At 70.8% G+C, this 20,292-nt stretch carries 18 protein-coding genes; 12 read left to right on the top strand and 6 right to left on the bottom strand.

Going from position 1 to position 20,292, the window contains the following annotated elements:
• Positions 1-82: 82 nt before the first annotated feature.
• Positions 83-1,108: a hypothetical protein gene (locus tag H9622_RS09265; RefSeq protein WP_191766084.1), complete on the bottom strand. Its 1,026-nt coding sequence runs from the start codon at positions 1,106-1,108 to the stop codon at positions 83-85.
• 352 nt (positions 1,109-1,460) lie between these two features.
• Between H9622_RS09265 and H9622_RS09260 the strand changes: the two genes are divergently transcribed.
• The 7 genes from H9622_RS09260 to rplQ all read left to right on the top strand — a co-directional run bounded on the left by H9622_RS09260 (position 1,461) and on the right by rplQ (position 7,026).
• Positions 1,461-3,740: a choice-of-anchor A family protein gene (locus H9622_RS09260; protein ID WP_191766083.1), complete on the top strand. Its 2,280-nt coding sequence runs from the start codon at positions 1,461-1,463 to the stop codon at positions 3,738-3,740.
• Positions 3,741-3,913: 173 nt separating this feature from the next.
• The gene (gene infA, locus H9622_RS09255; protein WP_018171468.1) at positions 3,914-4,135 is read left to right on the top strand and encodes a translation initiation factor IF-1; all 222 of its coding nucleotides are present in this window, start codon (positions 3,914-3,916) and stop codon (positions 4,133-4,135) included.
• Between the two features lie 63 nt (positions 4,136-4,198).
• The gene (gene rpmJ, locus H9622_RS09250) at positions 4,199-4,315 is read left to right on the top strand and encodes a 50S ribosomal protein L36 (RefSeq protein ID WP_005050492.1); all 117 of its coding nucleotides are present in this window, start codon (positions 4,199-4,201) and stop codon (positions 4,313-4,315) included.
• Positions 4,316-4,479: 164 nt separating this feature from the next.
• Complete coding sequence (gene rpsM / locus H9622_RS09245; RefSeq protein WP_191766082.1) at positions 4,480-4,854, top strand: 30S ribosomal protein S13; 375 nt, start codon at positions 4,480-4,482, stop codon at positions 4,852-4,854.
• A 33-nt stretch (positions 4,855-4,887) separates the two neighbouring features.
• Positions 4,888-5,286 carry a 30S ribosomal protein S11 gene (gene rpsK / locus H9622_RS09240; protein WP_056117708.1) on the top strand — a complete coding sequence of 133 codons (399 nt, stop codon included), beginning with the start codon at positions 4,888-4,890 and terminating at the stop codon, positions 5,284-5,286.
• Between the two features lie 149 nt (positions 5,287-5,435).
• Positions 5,436-6,425 carry a DNA-directed RNA polymerase subunit alpha gene (locus H9622_RS09235; protein ID WP_191766081.1) on the top strand — a complete coding sequence of 330 codons (990 nt, stop codon included), beginning with the start codon at positions 5,436-5,438 and terminating at the stop codon, positions 6,423-6,425.
• 43 nt (positions 6,426-6,468) lie between these two features.
• A complete protein-coding gene (rplQ, locus tag H9622_RS09230) occupies positions 6,469-7,026 on the top strand; it encodes a 50S ribosomal protein L17 (protein WP_191766080.1) in 558 nt (185 codons plus the stop codon).
• Between the two features lie 492 nt (positions 7,027-7,518).
• On the opposite strand, the gene H9622_RS09225 is transcribed toward rplQ, so the two are convergent.
• Positions 7,519-9,648: an acyltransferase family protein gene (locus H9622_RS09225; RefSeq protein WP_225221841.1), complete on the bottom strand. Its 2,130-nt coding sequence runs from the start codon at positions 9,646-9,648 to the stop codon at positions 7,519-7,521.
• Positions 9,649-9,804: 156 nt separating this feature from the next.
• On the opposite strand from H9622_RS09225, the gene H9622_RS16110 reads away from it, so the two are divergent.
• The 3 genes from H9622_RS16110 (at position 9,805) to H9622_RS09210 (ending at position 14,342) form a co-directional block, all read left to right on the top strand.
• On the top strand, positions 9,805-11,982 hold the full coding sequence (locus tag H9622_RS16110) for an adenylate/guanylate cyclase domain-containing protein (protein ID WP_191766079.1): 2,178 nt from the start codon (positions 9,805-9,807) through the stop codon (positions 11,980-11,982).
• Positions 11,983-11,989: 7 nt separating this feature from the next.
• Positions 11,990-13,423, top strand: coding sequence for a mechanosensitive ion channel domain-containing protein (locus H9622_RS09215; RefSeq protein WP_191766078.1), 1,434 nt, complete (start codon positions 11,990-11,992; stop codon positions 13,421-13,423).
• 67 nt (positions 13,424-13,490) lie between these two features.
• A complete protein-coding gene (locus H9622_RS09210; protein ID WP_191766077.1) occupies positions 13,491-14,342 on the top strand; it encodes a tRNA pseudouridine synthase A in 852 nt (283 codons plus the stop codon).
• 24 nt (positions 14,343-14,366) lie between these two features.
• On the opposite strand, the gene H9622_RS09205 is transcribed toward H9622_RS09210, so the two are convergent.
• Positions 14,367-15,533 (bottom strand): nucleotidyl cyclase domain-containing protein, encoded by a 1,167-nt coding sequence (locus H9622_RS09205; protein WP_191766076.1) that lies wholly within the window; start codon positions 15,531-15,533, stop codon positions 14,367-14,369.
• The gene (locus H9622_RS09200; protein WP_191766075.1) at positions 15,530-17,209 is read right to left on the bottom strand and encodes a sensor histidine kinase; all 1,680 of its coding nucleotides are present in this window, start codon (positions 17,207-17,209) and stop codon (positions 15,530-15,532) included. Before H9622_RS09200 ends, H9622_RS09205 begins: the two co-directional genes overlap by 4 nt.
• A 155-nt stretch (positions 17,210-17,364) precedes the next feature.
• On the opposite strand from H9622_RS09200, the gene H9622_RS09195 reads away from it, so the two are divergent.
• On the top strand, positions 17,365-17,850 hold the full coding sequence (locus tag H9622_RS09195; protein ID WP_191766074.1) for a glycosyltransferase: 486 nt from the start codon (positions 17,365-17,367) through the stop codon (positions 17,848-17,850).
• Between the two features lie 103 nt (positions 17,851-17,953).
• Here the strand turns inward: H9622_RS09195 and H9622_RS09190 are convergent, their stop codons facing one another.
• Positions 17,954-18,790, bottom strand: a complete 837-nt coding sequence (locus H9622_RS09190; protein ID WP_191766073.1) for a response regulator transcription factor — start codon at positions 18,788-18,790, stop codon at positions 17,954-17,956.
• Positions 18,791-18,985: 195 nt separating this feature from the next.
• On the opposite strand from H9622_RS09190, the gene H9622_RS09185 reads away from it, so the two are divergent.
• On the top strand, positions 18,986-19,702 hold the full coding sequence (locus H9622_RS09185) for an endonuclease/exonuclease/phosphatase family protein (protein ID WP_191766072.1): 717 nt from the start codon (positions 18,986-18,988) through the stop codon (positions 19,700-19,702).
• Positions 19,703-19,741: 39 nt separating this feature from the next.
• On the opposite strand, the gene H9622_RS09180 is transcribed toward H9622_RS09185, so the two are convergent.
• Positions 19,742-20,254 carry a hypothetical protein gene (locus H9622_RS09180; protein WP_191766071.1) on the bottom strand — a complete coding sequence of 171 codons (513 nt, stop codon included), beginning with the start codon at positions 20,252-20,254 and terminating at the stop codon, positions 19,742-19,744.
• Positions 20,255-20,292 lie beyond the last annotated feature (38 nt).

Genomic DNA, 20,292 nt, shown 5'->3' with positions numbered 1-20,292 from the left:
CGCCCGCCGCTCGCCCGGCTGCCGCCGCCCGCCCGGCGTGGCGAGACGTCCGCCGGCGAGACGACGTATTCGCGACGAGACGTCAGCCGCGGGGCGTCGTCTCGTCGCGGTTGCGCTGTCTCGCGGCGCGGGGGAGGGACCGCGGGTTCGAGCGCATCGGCGTGAGGAGCCCTGTGCGTGGGGCCGCGACGCGGCGAACGCCCAGCCGGACCAGCTCCGTCACGACCGGGGTGACGGCGATCGCGGCCGCCATGTCCCACCGACCGAATGCCGTGCACTGCCGCCGAAGGCGGTCCTCGCGCCTCTTCTCCGCGATCACCCGCTCCGCCGTCTGCTCCGGGGTCTGCGCGAGGTACTTCTCGTACCCGTCGGACTCCGCGATCGCATCTGCGCCGACCCAGAACAGATCGACGCGGTCGACGAACCCCGGCGAGCGGAACTCGACCTGAAGCTCGGGCGTCTCGAATCCCGACCAGATCACCACGCCCCTGCTCACGCTCTCACCGACGGACTCGGATCGCGCATCGAGCGCCGCCGTCGTCAGGCGCAGCACCCGGGAGCCGCGCGAGTCGGCGCGGTCGCGCGCGAGCTCGCGCAGCTCCGACGCCTCGACGTCGCCGCCCTGCACGGGCGAGATCGCCGCGTCGCCGACGGCGAGACCGAACGGCGCAGGGAGCACCCGCATGAGGTCGACAGCGGTATGGCTGCGGGAGGTCATTCGGCAGCCGCCGCGCTCGACGATCTCGCGGTCGTCGACGCTCGCGTGAACGAAGACGTCGCCGAACCGCCGCGACCGCGCGGCGTGCGGCGCGTGCAGATGGATGTGGCGGGCCTCGCCGAACAGCGGCAGCCCGAGCAGCGCCGCCGCCGACGCGAGGGCGAAGACGGCATCCGGGTTCACGAGGGCGTAGGCGTGCACGCGCGCCAGGTACCGGTCCCACGGCGGGAGCCGCTCCCATGCCGTCCGTGGCGCATAGACACCCGGGCGGACGCGGTGGAACAGCGCAGGGTCGCGCAGAGCGCGCGATCCGGACACGGTGTCGCGGACACGCACGAGTTCGACGGGCGACGGATGCACTGCCGAGGGCAGGAGACGGATGCCGGGCACTCCCCGATGCTGGCTGGCGAGGCATCCGCTCGCCCGCGCGTCCGGAAGAATGTGCACCCCGTCCCCCGCCGCGGGCATGTGGAGGAGCAGCCTCCACCCGCCCCGCCCCGCCCCGCCCCGCCCCCCGCCCGGCCCCCACGCCCCACGACGGCGGGCGAGACGACGTGTTCGCGACGAGACGTTGCCAGGCGCACGTCGTCTCGTCGCATCTGCGTCGTCTCGGTGCAGCGGACCCCCGCCCCGCCACCGCCGAACCCCGCCCCGCAGCGCCCGTCAGGACCAACCCCAGGCGTGGCGCGGGTGCCACCGCCGCGCTAGCCTGTGGCGAGTGCAAGGGTACGAAGGAGCGCCGATGAGCCGTCCACGTCGCAGTACACGCCGCTGGGTCGCGCTCACTGCCGCGTTCGGGCTGATCGCGGGAGGAGGGCTCACCGTCGTGTCGGCCATCCGTACCGCCGATCCTGCGGCCGCGGTGCTCGGCGAGTGCCCGGACGGCACCATCCCGGGCCCGGGCAACGACAACCCCGTCTGGACCGACAACAACGTCGCGATCTACGCCGGCGGCGACTTCCGGGCGGAGAACGCCGCGGCCGAAGCCGAAGGGCTGGTCGTCGTGCAGGGCGACGCCGACTTCACCAAGACCGGAGGCGGCACGTTCAACGTCGGCTGGGTGGGGGTCGGGTCCTGGGTCGTCCCGAGCCCCGGCGAGATCATGCTCGCAGTCGGCGGCGACCTCTCGGTCGGCGCGGGCACCGTGCTCGACGTCGGCGCCAACGCGCGCGACGCGGGCGGGGCGCTGCTCGGCGGCAACGTCGACGTCGGAGGCATCACGACCCCGGACTATGAGCTCGATGGCTCGCGCTACCGCCTGAACAACGGCACCCTCGAGCAGGGGCTCGGGGCCGCCGCGACCGCACCCTGGGCCGGATGGGGAGCGACCCTGACCGCCGAGTCGGCCGGATTCGCGGCGCTCGCGCCCACCGGCACCGTGACCGCGGGAGCGACCTTGACCCTCACCGGTGCCCCCGGCGCGGATCCGCAGGTCTTCACCGTCGACGCCGCCGTGCTGGCCGCCAACCCGGCGATCACCTTCCTCGGTCTCGCCGACGACGTGCCCGTGATCATCAACGTCACGGGCGGGCCGGCGGTCACATGGGCGCCGAACTACATCGCCGACGAGACGGGGCGCGTCGACGTGCCGACCTCGCCGCGCTTCGGCGTCGTCGCCTCGCGCACCCTGTTCAACTTCGTGGACGCGACCTCGGTGCACCTCGCGGGGACCTCGAACGTCATGGGCACGATCCTCGTCCCCGGTGCGAATCCGGCTCCCGGCGAGCCGACCATCCGCGTCACCGCACAGACCAACGGGCGTCTGCTGACGAACGGCACGATCGTCATGGACGGCGTCGGCAACGAGCACCACAACTACCCGTGGATCGCCGCGCCGTTCGAATGCATCCCCACTCCTATCGAGCCGACCGCGGTCGGGAGCGTGTCGATCGCGAAGGCCCTCGCCCCCGAGGACGCGGGCCTCGTGCCGCCGGACCTCGTCTTCCACGGCGTGGTGGTGTGCGAGGCCGAGCCGAGCCGGCTGGTCGCGGAGTGGTACGTCGCCGCGGGCGAGACCGTCGTGGTCGACGACCTGCCGGTGGGGGCGCCGTGCGTCATCGTCGAGTCCCTCGGCCCCGCTGCCCGTGCCGTCGCCCCGCATCCCGAGGGGCGCACGCTCGTTCCGAGCCAGATCGCCTGGCAGACCCCGGTGTGGGATCCGTCGCCGTCGGAGTTCGTCGTGCCCGCGCCGACGGATCCGCTCCAGCTCACCTTCACCGTGACCAACGCCCTGCAGCGCGGGTCCTTCACGATCGAGAAGGCCGTGACGGGGGAGGGCGCGCCCGACGTATCGTTCAGCGGCACGTGGGCGTGCACCGCCGGCGCGACGGCGGTGGACCAGGGCACGTGGACCCTCTCCGCCGGCCAGGCGACGGCGCCCATTCCGGCCCCCGTCGGCACGACGTGCACGGTCAGCGAAGCGACCCCGGTCGACCCCGCGGGCGGAAGCTGGTCCGCGCCGGTCATCGACCCGGCCAGCGTCGTCATCACCACCGACTCCGCGCAGACCCCGATCGCCATCGTGGTCACGAACACGTTCACGGCGGCACCTGAGCTGGGCGGCTTCGACATCGTGAAGGTCGTGAGCAACCCCGACGGCGTCGCGTTCGACGACTCGTTCGGTGGCACGTGGTCCTGCAGCGTCGAGGGCAGCGAGGTGGCCGGCGCCTCCTGGACAGCCACCACCGCGCAGCCGCACGCCGTCGACGGCATCGCGGTCGGAGCGGTCTGCTCGGTTTCCGAGATATCGTCGGCCGATCCCGCCGGCGGGTCGTGGGGAGCCCCGCAGATCTCTCCCGAGACCTTCACGGTGACGGATGCCGCGACCCGCGTCCTCGTGACGGTCACCAACACCCTGACCGGCGACGAGCAACCCGCGACCGGCGGAGAGACCCCGGGCAACGGCGGGCTGCCCGCGACCGGCGCCACGGTGCCGTGGTGGGCGATCGCCGTCGGCGGCTCGCTCCTTGCCGCGGGCGCTGTGGTCGTAGGGATCTCCCGGGCTCGTCGGGGCCGCGGCTGACGTCGCGCAGAGGCAGCAGGCGAAGAGCCCGGCGCCCGCCGCGGCCGGTTTGCCGAGGCATCCGATATCACGTATGCTTGATCTTTGGTGCGTTGCGCCTTCATCGGCGTGTCCAAGCACCACCAATCCCATCCACCGCAGACCGACCGGCCTGCAAAAGTGATAGCGAGCGTATGGCGAAGAAAGACGGTGTCATCGAGATCGAGGGCGTCGTGTCCGAGGCTCTTCCGAACGCGATGTTCCGCGTCGAGTTGAGCAATGGACACAAGGTCCTCGCGACGATCTCCGGCAAGATGCGGCAGAACTACATCCGCATCATCCCCGAGGACCGTGTGGTCGTGGAGCTCAGCCCCTATGACCTCACCCGCGGGCGCATCGTCTACCGCTACCGCTAGACCGGTCGAGAAGTAACGCCCCGCGCTCACGCGCGCCCGGCGAAGACAGCGAAACAGGAAATCATGAAGGTCAACCCCTCCGTCAAGCCCATCTGCGACCACTGCAAGGTCATCCGTCGCCACGGTCGCGTCATGGTCATCTGCAAGAGCAACCCGCGTCACAAGCAGCGCCAGGGCTGATCGGATGCTGCGCCCCGGCGCAGCCCGATGCTGACAACTGAACACCCGCGTCTCGGACGCGGACACACAAGGCAGGACCAGAACCCGTTCGCGGGGGACACCTCGGGCGGAGGCCCGGGCACCGGCTCTGCTCCACACCTCCACTCACTCCTTAGGAGAACCGCATGGCACGTCTTGCCGGCGTTGACATCCCGCGCGACAAGCGCGTGGTGATCGCCCTCACGTACATCTACGGCGTTGGCCGTACCCGCTCGAACGAGATCCTCGCGGCGACGGGGATCGACGAGAACATCCGCGTCAAGGACCTCAGCGACGACCAGCTCATCGCGCTCCGCGACCACATCGAGGCCAACTTCAAGGTCGAGGGTGACCTCCGCCGCGAGGTTGCCGCCGACATCCGCCGCAAGGTCGAGATCGGCTCGTACGAGGGTCTGCGCCACCGCCGCGGCCTTCCCGTGCGCGGTCAGCGCACGAAGACCAACGCTCGCACCCGCAAGGGCCCGAAGCGCACCGTCGCCGGCAAGAAGAAGGCGCGCTAAGGCGCGGCCCCCAGGGTTTAGGAGAGCAAAGCAATGGCACAGGCCAAGACCGCCGCGCGCAAGCCGCGTCGCAAGGAAAAGAAGAACATCGCGCTGGGCCAGGCCCACATCAAGTCGACGTTCAACAACACGATCGTCTCGATCACCGACCCCTCGGGCGCTGTCATCAGCTGGGCCTCGTCGGGTGGCGTGGGCTTCAAGGGCTCGCGCAAGTCGACCCCGTACGCCGCTGGTATGGCCGCCGAGTCGGCTGCCCGCCAGGCGCAGGAGCACGGCGTCAAGAAGGTCGACGTCTTCGTGAAGGGCCCGGGCTCGGGCCGCGAGACCGCGATCCGCTCGCTCCAGGCCGCCGGCCTCGAGGTGGGCTCGATCCAGGACGTGACGCCGCAGGCCCACAACGGCTGCCGTCCGCCCAAGCGCCGCCGCGTCTGATCTTCCGGAGCCGGGGCACCCTTGCGGTGCCCCGGCTACCGCACGCTTCCGGCATCCGCCATCTCGATCCGCGGCTGCCCTGAGAAAAACTCAACACCTCACCCACCGCACGTGTCATATAGCGGGCACGTGATCGAAAGGAACACATAGTGCTCATCGCACAGCGTCCCACTCTGACCGAGGAGAAGATCGGGGAGTTCCGCAGCCGCTTCGTCATCGAGCCGCTCGAGCCCGGCTTCGGCTACACGATCGGCAACGCGCTGCGTCGCAGCCTCCTGTCGTCCATCCCCGGTGCAGCAGTGACGTCGATTCGCATCGACGGCGTCCTCCACGAGTTCAGCACCATCCCGGGTGTCAAGGAGGATGTCACCGAGATCATCCTCAACATCAAGCAGCTGGTCGTCTCCAGCGAGCGCGACGAGCCCATCACGGCGTACCTCCGCAAGACCGGCGCCGGTGAGGTCACCGCCGCCGACATCTCGGCTCCGGCCGGTGTCGAGGTGCACAACCCCGAGCTCGTCATCGCGACGCTCAACGACACCGCGAAGTTCGAGCTCGAGCTCACCATCGAGCGCGGCCGCGGCTACGTCTCGGCGACCCAGAACCGCAACGAGTACGCCGAGGCGGGCCAGATCCCGATCGACTCGATCTACTCGCCGGTCCTCAAGGTCAGCTACCGCGTCGACGCCACGCGCGCCGGCGAGCGCACCGACTTCGACAAGCTCGTGCTGGACGTCGAGAGCAAGCCCTCGATGGCACCGCGCGACGCCGTCGCGTCGGCCGGTCGCACCCTGACGGAGCTGTTCGGCCTGGCCCGCGAGCTCAACGTCGAGGCCGAGGGCATCGAGATCGGCCCGGCGCCGGTCGAGACCGTCCTCTCGAACGAGCTCTCGATGCCGATCGAGGACCTCGACCTCTCGGTCCGCTCGTACAACTGCCTCAAGCGCGAGGGCATCAACACCGTGTCGGAGCTCGTCGCCCTGTCCGAGACGCAGCTCATGAACATCCGCAACTTCGGTCAGAAGTCGGTCGACGAGGTGCGCGACAAGCTCGTCTCGCTCGGCCTGTCGCTCAAGGACTCGGTGCCCGGGTTCGACGGCGCGCACTTCTACGGCGGCTACGACGACGAGACCGTCTGAGCACCGTCATCCCCGACCGAATCTCATCCTGGAGTAACTGAGAATGCCTAAGCCCACCAAGGGTCCCCGCCTCGGAGGCGGTCCCGCCCACGAGCGCCTGCTGCTTGCGAACCTCGCCGCTGCGCTCTTCACGCACAAGTCGATCAAGACGACCGAGACCAAGGCCAAGCGCCTGCGTCCGCTCGCCGAGCGCCTGATCACGTTCGCCAAGCGCGGCGACCTGCACGCGCGCCGTCGCGTGCTGTCGGTCATCGGTGACAAGGAAGTCGTGCACGTCCTGTTCACCGAGATCGCGCCGCTGGTCGCCGACCGTGAGGGCGGCTACACCCGCATCACGAAGGTCGGCAACCGCAAGGGCGACAACGCGCCCATGGCCGTGATCGAGCTCGTCCTCGAGCCCGTCACCCCGAAGGCGAAGTCGTCGAAGAAGGCTGCCGCCAAGACCGCCGCTCCGGCTGCGGACGAGGCTCCCGAGGCCGACGAGACCCCCGCCGCCGACGAGGCCGCCGAGGCCGGCGCCGAGTCGCCGGAGGAGGGCGCTGCCGCCGAGGCTGCGGCCGAGGACGCCGTCGAGGCTCCCGCCGAGGAGAAGTCCGAGTAATCGGGCCGCCGGGCGCAGCAGCCCGGCAGGTCGCGCCTCGCGCGACCACCCTTGCACCGCGAGACCCGCGTGCCCTTCGGGGCCGCGGGTCTCGTTGCGTCTGCGGGCGGTGCTGCGGCTGCGCGGGGCCTGGGTGCGTGCGGGGGCCTGGGTGCGTGCGCGCGGCGCGGCGCCCGGCGCCCGGCGCCTTGGGCGCGAGACGGCGCATCCGCGACGAGACGGCGTCACACGCGTGGTGTCTCGTCGCGAATACGTCGTCTCGGCGGCGTAGGGGGCAGCAACAGACAAGCAGAGCGGATGCCGCGGCATCCGCTCTCCGCTGTCTTGAGCCGGTCGGCCGAAGCGAGACGGCGCATCCGTGACGAGACGGCGTCATAGGCACGGCGTCTCGTCGCGAATACGGCGTGTCGGCGGCGGTGCGGGGCGTACGTGGGCGAGCGGGACGTACGAGAGCGAGCGGGGCGGATGCCGCAGCCTCAGCCACAGCCCGGCTCACTGCGCGATCGGCAGCGGGCGGTGCGTGAGCCGCTCGTACAGGCGCAGCTCGCGCTCGTACTGGTCTTGCGCGCGCTCGCGTTCCACGGCGTCGACGCTGCGCGCGACCACCTCGGCGAAGACGGTCGCGCCCCCGGCATCGGGATGGATGGAGTCGCCGGCGAGCAGGTCGGCGCGCGAGGAGATCGCGGCGGACCAGTCGGCGACGACGACGCCGGGCCGCGACTTCGCGAACGCGGCGAGATCGGCGTTCACTCCCGGGATCCAGTCGCGGGGAGCGTAGGCGTTGACCAGGATGAGGTGCCGATCGGGGCCGGTGATCTCGGCCATGCGCGCGAGGGCGTCCTGGTCGACGGGACCGTTCGTGCCGAGGGCGACCACGACGTAGGGACGCAGCTCGCCGCGGGCAGCGAGTCCTTCGAGGATGCCGGGCCCCGCCCACGTCGAGCGCGACACCTCGGCGTCGACCTGGATGCCGGGCAGTCGCTCGAAGAGCGCGGGCACCGATGCCAGCATCACCGAGTCGCCGACGGCGGTGATCTCGTCGCCGGTGACCGGTGTGGGCTGCGGGACGGGCGACGGCTTCGTCGTGAGCGGTCCGCCGGTCGGCGCCGGTGCGGCGATGCCGGGCGCCGGTGCGGCGGGCGCGACCGGCGCGGGGGCGACGGGCTCCGGAGCGACGGGCGCCGGGGTCGCTGCCCCTGTGGGGCGACGGTTGGCCTGTTCGAGCGCGGCCTGTCCTGCGGCCACGGCGCTCTCGCTCGACGACTCCGCGGGCGCGGCTGCGATCGCGGCCGACGTGCCGCCGAGCACGAACACGCCGGCCGTGACCACGCCGACCGCGCGCAGGCGGCCGCGGCTATCGGCGCGCACCAGGTCACGCAGACGTCGCAGCGACGCGAGGAACCCGAGGCGGCGCACCGGGGTCTCGACGAACCGGAACGATGCCTCGGCGGCGACCAGCGTGACCGCGAGCACTCCCAGGCCGATCCACAGCTGGGTGGTCGTGATGCCCGAGGCCGGAAGAGCCGCGGTCGCGAGCACCAGCAGCGGCCAGTGCCACAGGTAGATGCCGTACGAGCGGTCGCCGACCCACTTCAGGGGGCGCACGTCGAGGGCAGGACCGAACCACGAACCCGGCCACACCCCTGCGACGATCGCAAGGGCGGTGAACACGCTCGCCGCCAGGAGTGCACCGGGGAAGGTGGCCGCGTCGTCGCCCGCCGGCAGCGATGCGCAGACGGCGATCCCCGCCAGCGACACGATGCCGAGCCAGCCGGTCACGGTGCGCGCCGCTTTCGAGTCGATCCACGCCGGCCGGGTCGGAGGCGCGGCGCGCAGCGACGCCGGCAGCACGATCGTCCAGCCCGGGGGCGGAGTCACGGACGGGATCGGCGCAGCGGCGACCTCCTGCCGCGCGGGCCGCAGCAGCCCGTCGAGGAGGAACGCGAGCGCGACGCCGAGGAGGATCCCGAACGAGTGCGTGTCCGTGCCGAAGTACGCGCGGGTGACGTCGCCGCCGGCGGACACGAGACCGGCCATCCACGCGGCGGAGGCCGCCGCGAGGGCCACAGCGGCCGCAGCGCGCGCCGCGCCGCGGGGGAGGAGCAGGAACAGCGGCAGCACCAGCGGCCACAGCACGTAGAACTGCTCCTCGACTGCCAGCGACCAGAAGTTGCGGAACAGCTCGGGAGCGGCAGACCCGAAGTAGCCGACGTCGCCGCTGATCGACACCCAGTTGTAGCTGAAGGTCGCGGCGCCGAACACCTGCTCGCCGAGGCGCAGCAGCACGTCGCCGCCGATCAGCCACGCGATCGATGAGCACACCGTGACGACCAGGGCCATCGCCGGCAGCAGCCGTCGCGCGCGTCGTACCCAGAAGGCCCCCAGCCGGATCCGCCCGGTGCTCTCGTGCTCGCGCAGGAGGAGGCTCGTGATCAGGAAGCCGCTGATGACGAAGAACACATCGACGCCGACGAAGCCGCCCGGGAGCAGCGCCGGCGGGAAGAGGTGATAGACGAGCACCAGGGCGACCGCCACCGCACGCAGGCCGTCGAGACCCGCGTAGCGGGATGGAGGTGGTGCGAGCGCGAGGGACGTCATGAGTTTCGTGGGGCGAGATGCCATTCTAAGCCGGGTACTCGTGCCGTCCGGAAGTATCTGCGCGGGTCTTCTCGTCCTCTATCCCACGAACGAACGCGAGCGCTAGTCTGGGCGCAGCCTCGGGGCAGCGGGGTACTGGGGAAGCTTCCTGCGCCGGGGGCGGCGCACGAGGGGGACGACGTGTCCGAGCAGGCGATGCCGACGGCGGCACCCACGGAGTGGGTGGGCACACCGCGCGCTCGCCGGCGGGCCGGACTCTCGATCTACTCGATCCTGCTCATCATGCTGCTCTCGGTGAGCGTCCTCTCGAGCATCGTCGTCGGGGTCATCGGCTACGTCAACGGAACGGAGGCGCTGCGCACCATCGCCTACGAGAAGCTCGTCGAGATCCGCGAGAACCGCGCCCGCGAAGTCACGCAGCTGTTCCGCTCGATCGAGAACGCGGTGCGGCTGAGCGCCATGAACGAGACGAGCCGGCAGGCGGCGCGCGCATTCACGGCCGGCTTCGCCGAACTGGATCAGCAGGAGACGGATGCCGCGGCATCCGCTCTCGTCGACGAGTACTACCGCGACACGTTCGCCGCCGACCTCGCCGAGGCGACGGGGGAGTCCGTCGACGGCTCGTCGTTCGCGCCGCGCGGCGCGGCGCAGACCTACCTGCAGCACCGGTACGTGATCCCGTACGACGACTGGGAGGACGCGATCCTCACCGCGGACGCGGGCGACGGCAGCTCCTGGTCGCAGGCGCACGCGCGCTACCACCCCTACTACCGCGCGATGACCGAGCTGCAGGACTTCGAAGACGTCCTCATGCTCGACACCGAGGGGAACGTCGTCTACACGGCCTTCAAGGGGGTCGATCTCGGCACGAACCTCTTCGAGGGGCCGTACCGGCTGTCGAACCTCGCGGCCGCCTATCGCGAGGTGATGGACCGCAACATCATCGACGACGTCGTGGTCGCCGACTTCGCGCCCTACAGCCCGAGTCTCGGCAATCCCGCGGGGTGGGCGGTCACGCCGATCGCCGACGACGGCGAGGTGATCGGGGCCCTCGCCATCGAGCTGCCCATCGACCGGATCAACGAGGTCATGACCGTCGGCGGCGAGTGGGAGATGAACGGCCTGGGCGCGACAGGAGAGACCTATCTCGTCGGACGCGACCTGCTGATGCGCTCCATCTCCCGGCAGCTGCTCGACGATCCCGACGGGTACGAGCGCACCGCCGTGGCCGCCGGGCTCGCGCCCGCGACGGCGGCGCTCAGCGTGCAGAACGGCAACACGCTCATGCAGCAGTCGATCTCGGGCGAAGCCGTCGCGCGTGCGCTCGCCGGCGAGCAGGGCACCCTCCTCGAGCGCGACTACCTCGGTCGCGACAGCCTGGTGGCGTTCGCGCCGCTCAACGTCGACGGCCTGAACTGGGTCATCGTGGCGCAGGAGACCTCGGCCGAGGCGCTCGTGCCGGTCGAGGACTTCACGCGCAACCTCATCCTGTCGACAGCGGGCATGATCATCTTCGTCTGCCTGCTCTCCCTGGTGCTCGCCCAGGTGTTCGTGCGGCCCCTGCGACGGCTGAAGGCCGCCGCACAACGGATCGCCGCAGGTGATGAGGGGGTGCAGGTCGACGCCGGCTCGAGCGATGAGCTCGCCGACGTCGCCCACGCGTTCAATGACATGAGCCGCAGTCTGCAGGTCAAGTCGCAGCTCATCGAGGAGCAGGAGAAGGCGAACGAGCAGCTCATCCTGTCGTTCATGCCCGAGGGCATGGCCGACCGCTACAAGCACGGCGACGACGCGATCACGCAGGACAGCGATGACGTGACGGTCGTCTTCGCCGACATCGTCGGCTTCGAGGAGCTGGCGCTGACGATGTCGTCCGAAGAGGCGGTGGCACGCCTGAACGACCTCGTCCGCTCGTTCGACGAGGCGGCCGAGCGGCACGGCGTCGAACGCGTGCGCACCACGCGTCAGAGCTACCTCGCGAGCTGCGGCCTGGCCACACCGCGCGTCGACAACGCACGACGGGCCGTCGAGTTCGCCCTCGAGCTCGACTCGATCCTGGAGCGCTACTCGGCGCAGCAGGGCGTGAAGCTCGGCCTGCGTGCGGGCCTGGACGCGGGGCAGGTCACGAGCGGACTGATCGGTCGCGCGCGGGTCGTGTACGACATGTGGGGGGATGCCGTGAACCTCGCGTTCCGCGTGCAGGGAGACTCCGACGAGCCCGGCATCTACGTGACGCAGCGTGTGGCGGACCGCCTCCCCGATTCGATCCCCGTGCGGCCAGCCGGCGACATCGAGACGCAGAGCGGCGCGCAGCGCGTCTGGAAGGTCGAGGCCCCCATGGTGACGGTGGAGGGGTGACGCCGCGGTGGCCGACATCGTCTCGCAGCCGTGGTTCTGGCCCGCCGTCATCGTCTCGGTGGGGCTTCCGCTCGCGCTGATCGGCCTGACCGAGTTCCACAACGCGCTCGCCCGCCGCGGCAGCCGCGCGGCGCCGATCGTGCTGATGGTGCGCAACTACCTCGTGCCGGTCGCGGGCATCCTGGTGCTCATCAGTCAGCCCGGCGCCTGGCAGGGGGGCGGAACCTGGCCACGCGTCATCTGGACGGTCTTCGGGCTCCTCGTGATCGTCGTGACCATCAACGCGATCAACCACCTCGTGTTCCACCGGGCCGAGAAGGGCTCGTGGCGCGACCGGTTCCCGACGATCTTCAGCGACCTCATCCGGTTCGTGTTCATCATCCTCGGCATCGCGGCGGTGTTCTGGTGGGTCTGGGACGCCGACGTGGCCGGTGTGTTCGCGGCCCTCGGCATCACCTCGATCGTCGTCGGGCTCGCGCTGCAGAACGCGGTCGGCTCGGTCGTCTCGGGACTCTTCCTCGTCTTCGAAGCGCCGTTCGAGCTGGGCGACTGGATCGAGACCGGCGGCACCCGCGGGCAGATCGTCGAGGTCAACTGGCGGGCGATCCACCTCGACACCGGGAACGGCATCGTCGTTATGCCGACCGCGGAACTCGCCGACGGATCGTTCGTGAACCTCTCGCGCAGCCCCGACCCGTACGCGGCGGTGGTCGAGCTGTCTTTCGGAAGCGACGATCCGCCGGGGCGCGTCCGCGAGCTCCTCGTCGCCGTGGCGCGCGACATCCCCCTGATCGCACCCGACCGCGAGCCGACGGCGACGACGCTGACCGGCGGCGAGTACGCGGTCGCGATCCCGCTGCGCACGCCAGGCGACCGTGACGCCGTCCGCGACGCGTTCGCGACGCGCGTCTGGTACGCGGCGCGGCGTGCTGACCTGCACCTCGACGGCGACCTCAGCGACGACTGGCGCACGCCCGCGCATCTGCAGGACGCCCTGCGCAAGATCGCGCCGGCGCTGAGCCTCAAGACGGGAGAGGTCGACGCGCTCGCCGCGCACGCGCGGCTCGAGCGCTACTGCGCGGGCGAGTCCATCCTGCGTCCGGGCGTCGTGCCGACCGAGACCCGGTTCATCCTGGCGGGCAGCGTCATGCTGGGCATCCCGACCGACGACGACGGCTTCGTGCAGATCACGGTCCTCGGGCCCGACGACGCCATCGGCCTGACGGCGCTCTCGCGGACCCAGACCATTTCGCGGGCCGTCGCGCTGAGCGAGGTCGACGTCGTGGTGGTCCCGGTCTCGGTGCTCGACGAGATCGTGCGGCAGCATCCCGTCGTGGCCCGCGAGATCGTGCGCGAGAGCGAGAACCGCGTCCGGCTGGCCCGCACGGCGCTGCAGGCGGCGGGCGGCAACTTCCCGCGCGGGCGGCACGTCCTGGGCTGACCCCGTCGTGGCCACGCGGCGACCCGGGCTGACGGAGCCTCCGGATCCCGACGCCTAAGCTGGGGCGGTGCGGATCCGCCTCGACATCGCCTACGACGGCACGCACTTCCGCGGCTGGGCTCGACAGCCCGGGCTCCGCACGGTGCAGGACACGCTCGAGAGCGCGCTCGCCCGCGTGCTCGGCGGCGATCCCCGGCTCGTGGTCGCGGGGCGCACCGACGCCGGTGTGCACGCGTCCGGTCAGGTCGCCCACGTCGACCTCGACGAGGCGCAGCGCGACCGGCTCTTCGCCCGGCGTCCGCGCGCCGGCGCTGAGACTCCCGACCCGGTCGGCACGCTTGCCGCGCGCCTGAGCGGGGTCGTCGGGGCGTACTCCGACGTCGTGGTCACGCGCACGGCCCTCGCCCCCGACGGCTTCGACGCGCGCTTCTCGGCCGTCTGGCGCCGCTACGAGTACCGCATCGCCGACAGCGTGTCGGGGTACGACCCGCTCGAGCGGCATCGCACCACCACCGTGCGCGCAGCCCTTGACGGGGAGGCGATGGATGCCGCGGCCCGGTCGCTCATCGGACTGCACGATTTCGCCGCCTACTGCAAGCCGCGCGAGGAGGCGACGACCATCCGGACGCTGCTCGAGTTCGACTGGCGCCGCGACCGCGACGGCGTGCTGCTGGCCCACGTCAAGGCCGACGCGTTCTGCCACAGCATGGTGCGCGCGCTGGTCGGGGGCTGCGTGGCGGTGGGGGAGGGACGCCTCGACGCCGGCGACCTGCTCGACATCCGCGACGGCCGGGAGCGCGTCCCCGAGGTGAAGGTGCTGGCAGCGAGGGGTCTCACGCTCACCGAGGTCGGCTATCCCGACGACGGGCTGCTGGCGCAGCGCGCCGAGCAGACCCGTGCGCGGCGCGATCGCGAGTGAACGCCACCCCGTCGGCGCGCCGAGTCAGGATCGCTGCAGCGGGTTGAGCAGGCGGTCGGTGACCGTGACGCCGACGCGTTCCCACCGATCGCCGCCGTTCTCGCTCGCCAGGGTGGCCGCCTCGCGGCCCATGTACAGCAGGGCGTCGAGGTCATAGCCCACGACCGACACCGGGGCCCATCCTGCGCTCGCCGAGGGGCGGATGGGCAGCGAGACGTCGACGTCGAGATTCGAGATGCGCTCCAGCACCGTGCGCAGGTGATCGCGGACGGCGGCGTCGTTGCGGGGCAGCAGCACGACCGCCGTGCCCGCTGCCGGCGATCCGACGTCGGACTCGGCAGGGAAGACGGACCGCACCGTGTCGAGGAACCGCCGGGACAGTTCGCCGAGCACGGCCGCGCCGCCCATCTGACGGATCTCGGCCGCATCGTCCAGCTGCAGGTATACGACCGACCACGGCTCGCCGGACTGCTGGGCGCGCGCGAGGCGCTCGACCGCGGTGAGCTGGAAGCGCTGCCAGCCGGCGGGCGCCTCGGAACTGCGGGCGAACGCGGTGTCGCGCGTGGAGATGCCGATCACGGCCACCAGCGCGCAGGCCGTGTAGGCCAGCATCCCGATCGAGCTGATGACACGGAGGAGCGCCAGGTCGTCGCCCGTGGTCGCCGGGAAGACGAAGCCCGCGATGCCGTTCGCAGCGCCGGCGGCGAAGAAGGCGAGCGACATGATCGCGAACGGGAGCGCGACCCGATCGCGCCGCGCCGGAACCCGCACCCAGTCGATGAAGAACAGGCCGGCGCAGACCGACGTGGCGAAGAACACCACCCGATACGCCGGGCTGAACCAGATCGTGTCGCCGGCGGCGACGAGCAGGGCCGCCGACGCGGCTCCCACCAGGGGGCCGACCCAGGGGAGAGCCCGCACACCCCAGAACGCGCGGAAGCCCGACCACAGTAAGGCGGGTGCCCCCATCAGGATGCCGAGGAAGATCCGGCGGACGGTCTCGGCCTCGGCGGCTGCGCCCGCCGCGACGCCGAACGTCGACACCATGGCGAGTGCGAAGGCGAAAGACCAGAAGAGTGTGGCGCGCGAGGGTTTGGCGAGGAACGCGATGCCGATCGTGAGCATCGTCGCCAGAGTCGCGATCGCGGCCTGTGCGATGCCGAGCCCCACGGCGATGTCGACGTCGTTCACGAGTCTTCCTTCTCTGCGCCCCGCGATGCGGGCGCGAACCTCGGCAGCCGCACGGTCACCGTCGTGCCCGATCCGAGCTCGCTGTCGATCGCGAGCGTGCCGCCGTGCGCGGCGATGATCTCGCGGGTGATTCCGAGCCCCAATCCGGTTCCGCTCGCCGTGTCCTTCGCGGTGTCGGTGCGGAAGTAGGGCGTCATGATGCTCGGCAGGTCGTCGGGTGAGATGCCGATGCCCGTGTCGGAGACGGTGAGCGTGACGATGTCGTCGTCGATGGATCCGGTGATGCGGACATCGCCGTCCCGCGGCGTGTACTTGATCGCATTGCTCACGAGGTTGTCCACCACCTGGCGCATGCGGAACCCGTCAGCCGTCGCGGGCAGCGGCTCGTGCACGTCGAGAGCGATCGTCACGTCGTGGGCGGTGGCGGTCGGGCGGAACGAGTCGACGGAGTCGACCACGATCTGCCTGACGTCGATGTCGTCGTACGACTCGCGACCCTCGAACGCGGTGCGCGACGACTTGAGCATGCTCGACGTCATCTCGAGCACGCGCTCGCTCGCGCGGAGGATGGTCTCGAGGCGCTCGCGGATGCGAGGGCTGAGGTCGGGGTCCTCCAGTGCCAGGTCGGCGTTGCCGATCATCACGGTGAGCGGATGCTTCAGCTCGTGCGAGGCGATGGCCGACAGGCGCTCGCGCTCGCGCTGGGCGTGGGTGATCGCGGTGACGTCGTAGGCGAGGAGCAGCATGCTGGCGTCTTCCCGGTCCAGCCCGCTGAGCCGCTTCGAGCTGACGGAGAGCACGCGCCACTCGCCACTCGCGGTGAACACCCACACGCGGGCGTCCGTGAAGATCTCGCCGCGCGCCGCGCGGGCGAGGGGCCGCTCGGACAGCGGCACCGGCATGCCGCGCAGTCCGGTGTACTCGACGGACTTGGCGGGCTGGCTCACGTCACGCGGATCGAGCCCGTACAGGCGGGCGAACGCGTCGTTGACCATCAGCAGCGATCCGGAGAGCGAGATCCGGGCCACACCGGCATCGACGCCGTTGAGGATCTCGTGGGTACGGCGTTCCTGCCCCGAGCGACGGTCGAGCGTCTCGGAGAGGCGGCGCGCCTGACGCTGGAGCACGCGCCGCAGTGCGCGCATCTGACGCATCGCGAGGTGGGCGGTGATGCCGATGAATCCGAGCGACAGCAGGACGATGAAGATGCGCAGCGCCGCATTGCTGTCGGGGTTCGACGTCGAGTCGAGGAGGAGGATGACCGCGATGGTGGCAAGCACCGCGCCCAGCATCGTGGCCGGGAAGTACATGGCCACCCACATGACCGGGAACACCCAGAGGTAGCCGAAGCGCAGTTCCGTGTTGCTGGCCATCAGGCCGATCGCAAGGGTGTCGAGGAACACCACGACCAGGACGGCTTCGCGCGGAAGGCGCGTCCAGGGGACGGCAAGACTCGCGACGGTGACGACGATGATCGCGAGGACGCCGACGGCGAAGTTCCAGACCCCGAACAACGACGGTCGGAGGGCGACGACGAGCACCCCGATGATGACGACGCTCGCGGCGAGCACGAGCTGGGTCAGCCAGATCGATCGCGTGCGTGTGTCGGGGGCGGAGAGCGTCTGGTCGTCGACCAGCGACGGGGCGGCCTTGGGCGTGACCCTCTTGAGCGTCATCGGCACCGCCCGCCGATCGCATCGGGCCTGTCTTGCGCATTCCTTGCGCGAACCTTGCGCAAGAAGGAAGCGTACGTCGACGTCCGTCGAAGGATCGCTTGCGGTCGCGTGGGCAGAGTGGAGACCACAAGCCAGCCACCGACGAAGGACTCGAGATGACCGCCGCCCTTGCCCGCATCACCGCCGACAGTGCGGTCGATCGCGCACCGGCGGGCCGCGCGACGATCGGCTGCCTCATCCTCGCCCGTGACGCCGAAGAGTCCGTCGCCGGCGTGATCGAATCGCTCCTGCACCAGACCCGAGTGCCCGACGTCATCCACGTGATCGTCAGCGACACCTCCGACGTCACTGTGGAGATCGCCTCCCGCTATGCCGGTCCGCGTGACGTCATCACAGCACTGGGCGCGCAGGCCACGCGGGTGTTCGTGCACGACATCGGCCGGAGCCCCGACGCCCGGGCGAGCGCACTCGACTACGGCTGCACGCTGGCGGAGGGCTACGACTACCTTCTCGGCGTCGACGGCGACACCGTCGTGGGCGAGCGGGCGATCGAGCACCTCGAGTCCGAGGCGATGTCCGACACGAGGACGCTCGGCATGTTCTTCACGCTTATCCGTCATGAGAGCGGAGAAAAGGTCTGACGCGGACCCGAAACGCGTCGGATGCCGGGGCTGGGGAGCCCGGTGGGGGAAGTGATGGGGCCATCCTTTTGGGGAAGGATGGCCCCCTCACTGATCACGCTCGTCATGCGTCGGACGTGAGCCGGTACCCCACGCCGCGAACGGTCTCGATGTAGCGCGGATTCGTCGGGCTGTCGCCGAGCTTGCGCCGGAGGTTCGTCATGTGGGCCTCGATCGCGCGCTTGTCGGCGTCGCCGACGTAGTAGCTCGTGACGTACGCCTCGCCGCGCAGCACGAGCGTCAGATCGGCCTTGCTGCGCACCCGCCGCTTCGACTCGAGCAGCGCGGCCAGCAGATCGAACTCGGTGCGGGTGAGGTCGAGATCCTCGCCGTCGACGAGCACGATCCGGTTCTCGGGGTGCAGGCTCAGGTCGCGGTGGACGAGCCACTCCCCGTCGTCGGCTGCGTCGCCGGACACCGCGTCGGCCGCACCGGCGCCGACTCCGACAGGCAGCGCTGCGCCGGATGCTCCGGGCTTGTCTTCCGCCTCCGCGGGCGCGCCCGCCTGCGCCGGGGCAGTGCGCGCGCGACGCAGCAGCGCCTCGACGCGGGCGCGCAGCTCGCGGGGACGGAAGGGCTTCAGCAGGTAGTCGTCTGCGCCGGCACCGAGGCCCGCGATGACGTCAGCCTCGTCCTGCAGCCCGGTGAGCATGATGAGGTACGTGTCGGACTGCGCCCGGATGCGCCGCGCGGCCTCGAAGCCGTCGATGCCCGGCATGCGCACGTCGAGGGTCGTGAGCAGGGGGCGATAGGTGAGCACGGCTCGGACCCCGTCGACGCCGTTGCCCACGGCGACCGTGGAGAAGCCGGCCGACTCGAGCACTTCGGAGAGGATGAGCCGGATCTCAGGATCGTCCTCGATGATGACCGCGGTCTTCACGGCATCGGCGATACTGCTCATCTCGGCGTAGGCCTCTCACATCGGAGTTCACATTCGCCCCAGCGGCCCCCAGACCGTCCGCGCGCCGCGCGGTTATCCGATGCTACACACCCCGACCCCCAAGCGCCCCATGAACGTGTGTCGACCATGAGTGTGCTGTGCGTTCGCCGCCGTCGAGAGGACGAGCGAGCCGATCCCTCGTATCGTGGTCATCACATGAAGGTCATCTCGTACAACCTCCGGAAGCACCGCGCGGTGGGAGAGCTCGTCCATCTGGTCGAGCGCCACGGCGCGGATGTGCTGTGCCTGCAGGAGGCCGACACCACCGACATCCCCGACACCATCTCGGGGCTGCGGCTGGCCGACGCCACCCAGCGCAATCGGCTCGGGCTGGCGGTGTACTACCGCGAGAACACTTTCCGTGCCGTCGACGTCCGTTCCCTCGCGCTCAAGAAGTCGTTGCACGACCGGGTGCTCAAGCCCGCCGAGGAGCGATTGCTGGGCGTGCGCCTGCACGACATCGACGACGGGCGAGAGCTCATCGTCGCCTCGTTCCACGCTGCCCCGCTGACCGCCCTCAACTCGCTGCGGCGTCACCAGATCCGCACGGCGCTCGCCGAGTTGCAGAGCCTGGGCGACGGCCTCCCCGCCCTCATGGTCGGCGACTACAACTACCCCGTGTTCAAGGAGCACCTCGGCCAGAAGGTGCGCGAGCAGGGGTACGAGTTGAATCTGAGCGACTCCCGCACGTACACGCGGTACCGGTTCTTCCGCGGCCACTACGACTTCGCGACGTCCGTCGGGTTCGAGATCGACCGCGTGCGCACGCTGCCTCAGGGCCTCAGCGACCACCTGCCGATCCTCGTGACGGCCCGGCCGCTGACCGACGCCCGGCGAGCGCTCGAGGTGCCGCCGCGGGCCGCGGCGTCTTAGACCGGGACGGCGACGTCAGACGTTCCGGCTCCGGCGGGCTCACGCAGAGCGCGGGAGAGCGGATGCCGCGGCCCGCGTGCTCGTGGTGTCGACCGTCGCGCGGCCCCGCGGGCGCTGGCGGCGAGACTCGTCGGCTGACGAGAACGTCTCCTCCCTGGCGCGGTCGTGCACCGCGCGCAGCTCCAGCGCTGCGGCCACCGTGCGTGCGGCGTCCGCGAAGGCGCGGGCTTCGGCCAGCGCGGACTGCTTCGCGGTGACGTCCGCGTCGGCTGCGGCGTACGACGCCCGCAGCCGCTCACGCTCGGCCTCGTCGAGCAGGAACGGGTGGAGGCGCTGTTCGAGTTCGAGCGCCGCGCGGGTACGGGCGACCTGACTGCGACCGAGGGCGCGCTGGGCACGAGCGGTCTCGTCGTCGGCCTCGATGATCGCCGCGCGCAGGGCGGCCTCGAGGTCGGCGGGGCTGTGGTTCAGGCCGTCCCCGCCGGTATCGATGACGGGCGTGGTGCGCACGACTCGTCGCGGTCGGCGCGACGACGTGGGGGAAGCGGACATCGGGGTTCTCCTCGATCGAGATGAGCACGCCTCGTCGC

Origin of the sequence: Microbacterium gallinarum, from assembly GCF_014837165.1 — a bacterium.
Lineage (GTDB): Bacteria > Actinomycetota > Actinomycetes > Actinomycetales > Microbacteriaceae > Microbacterium > Microbacterium gallinarum.
Note: the sequence above shows the minus strand (reverse complement) of the source record. Positions and strands in the feature narration are given on the sequence as shown.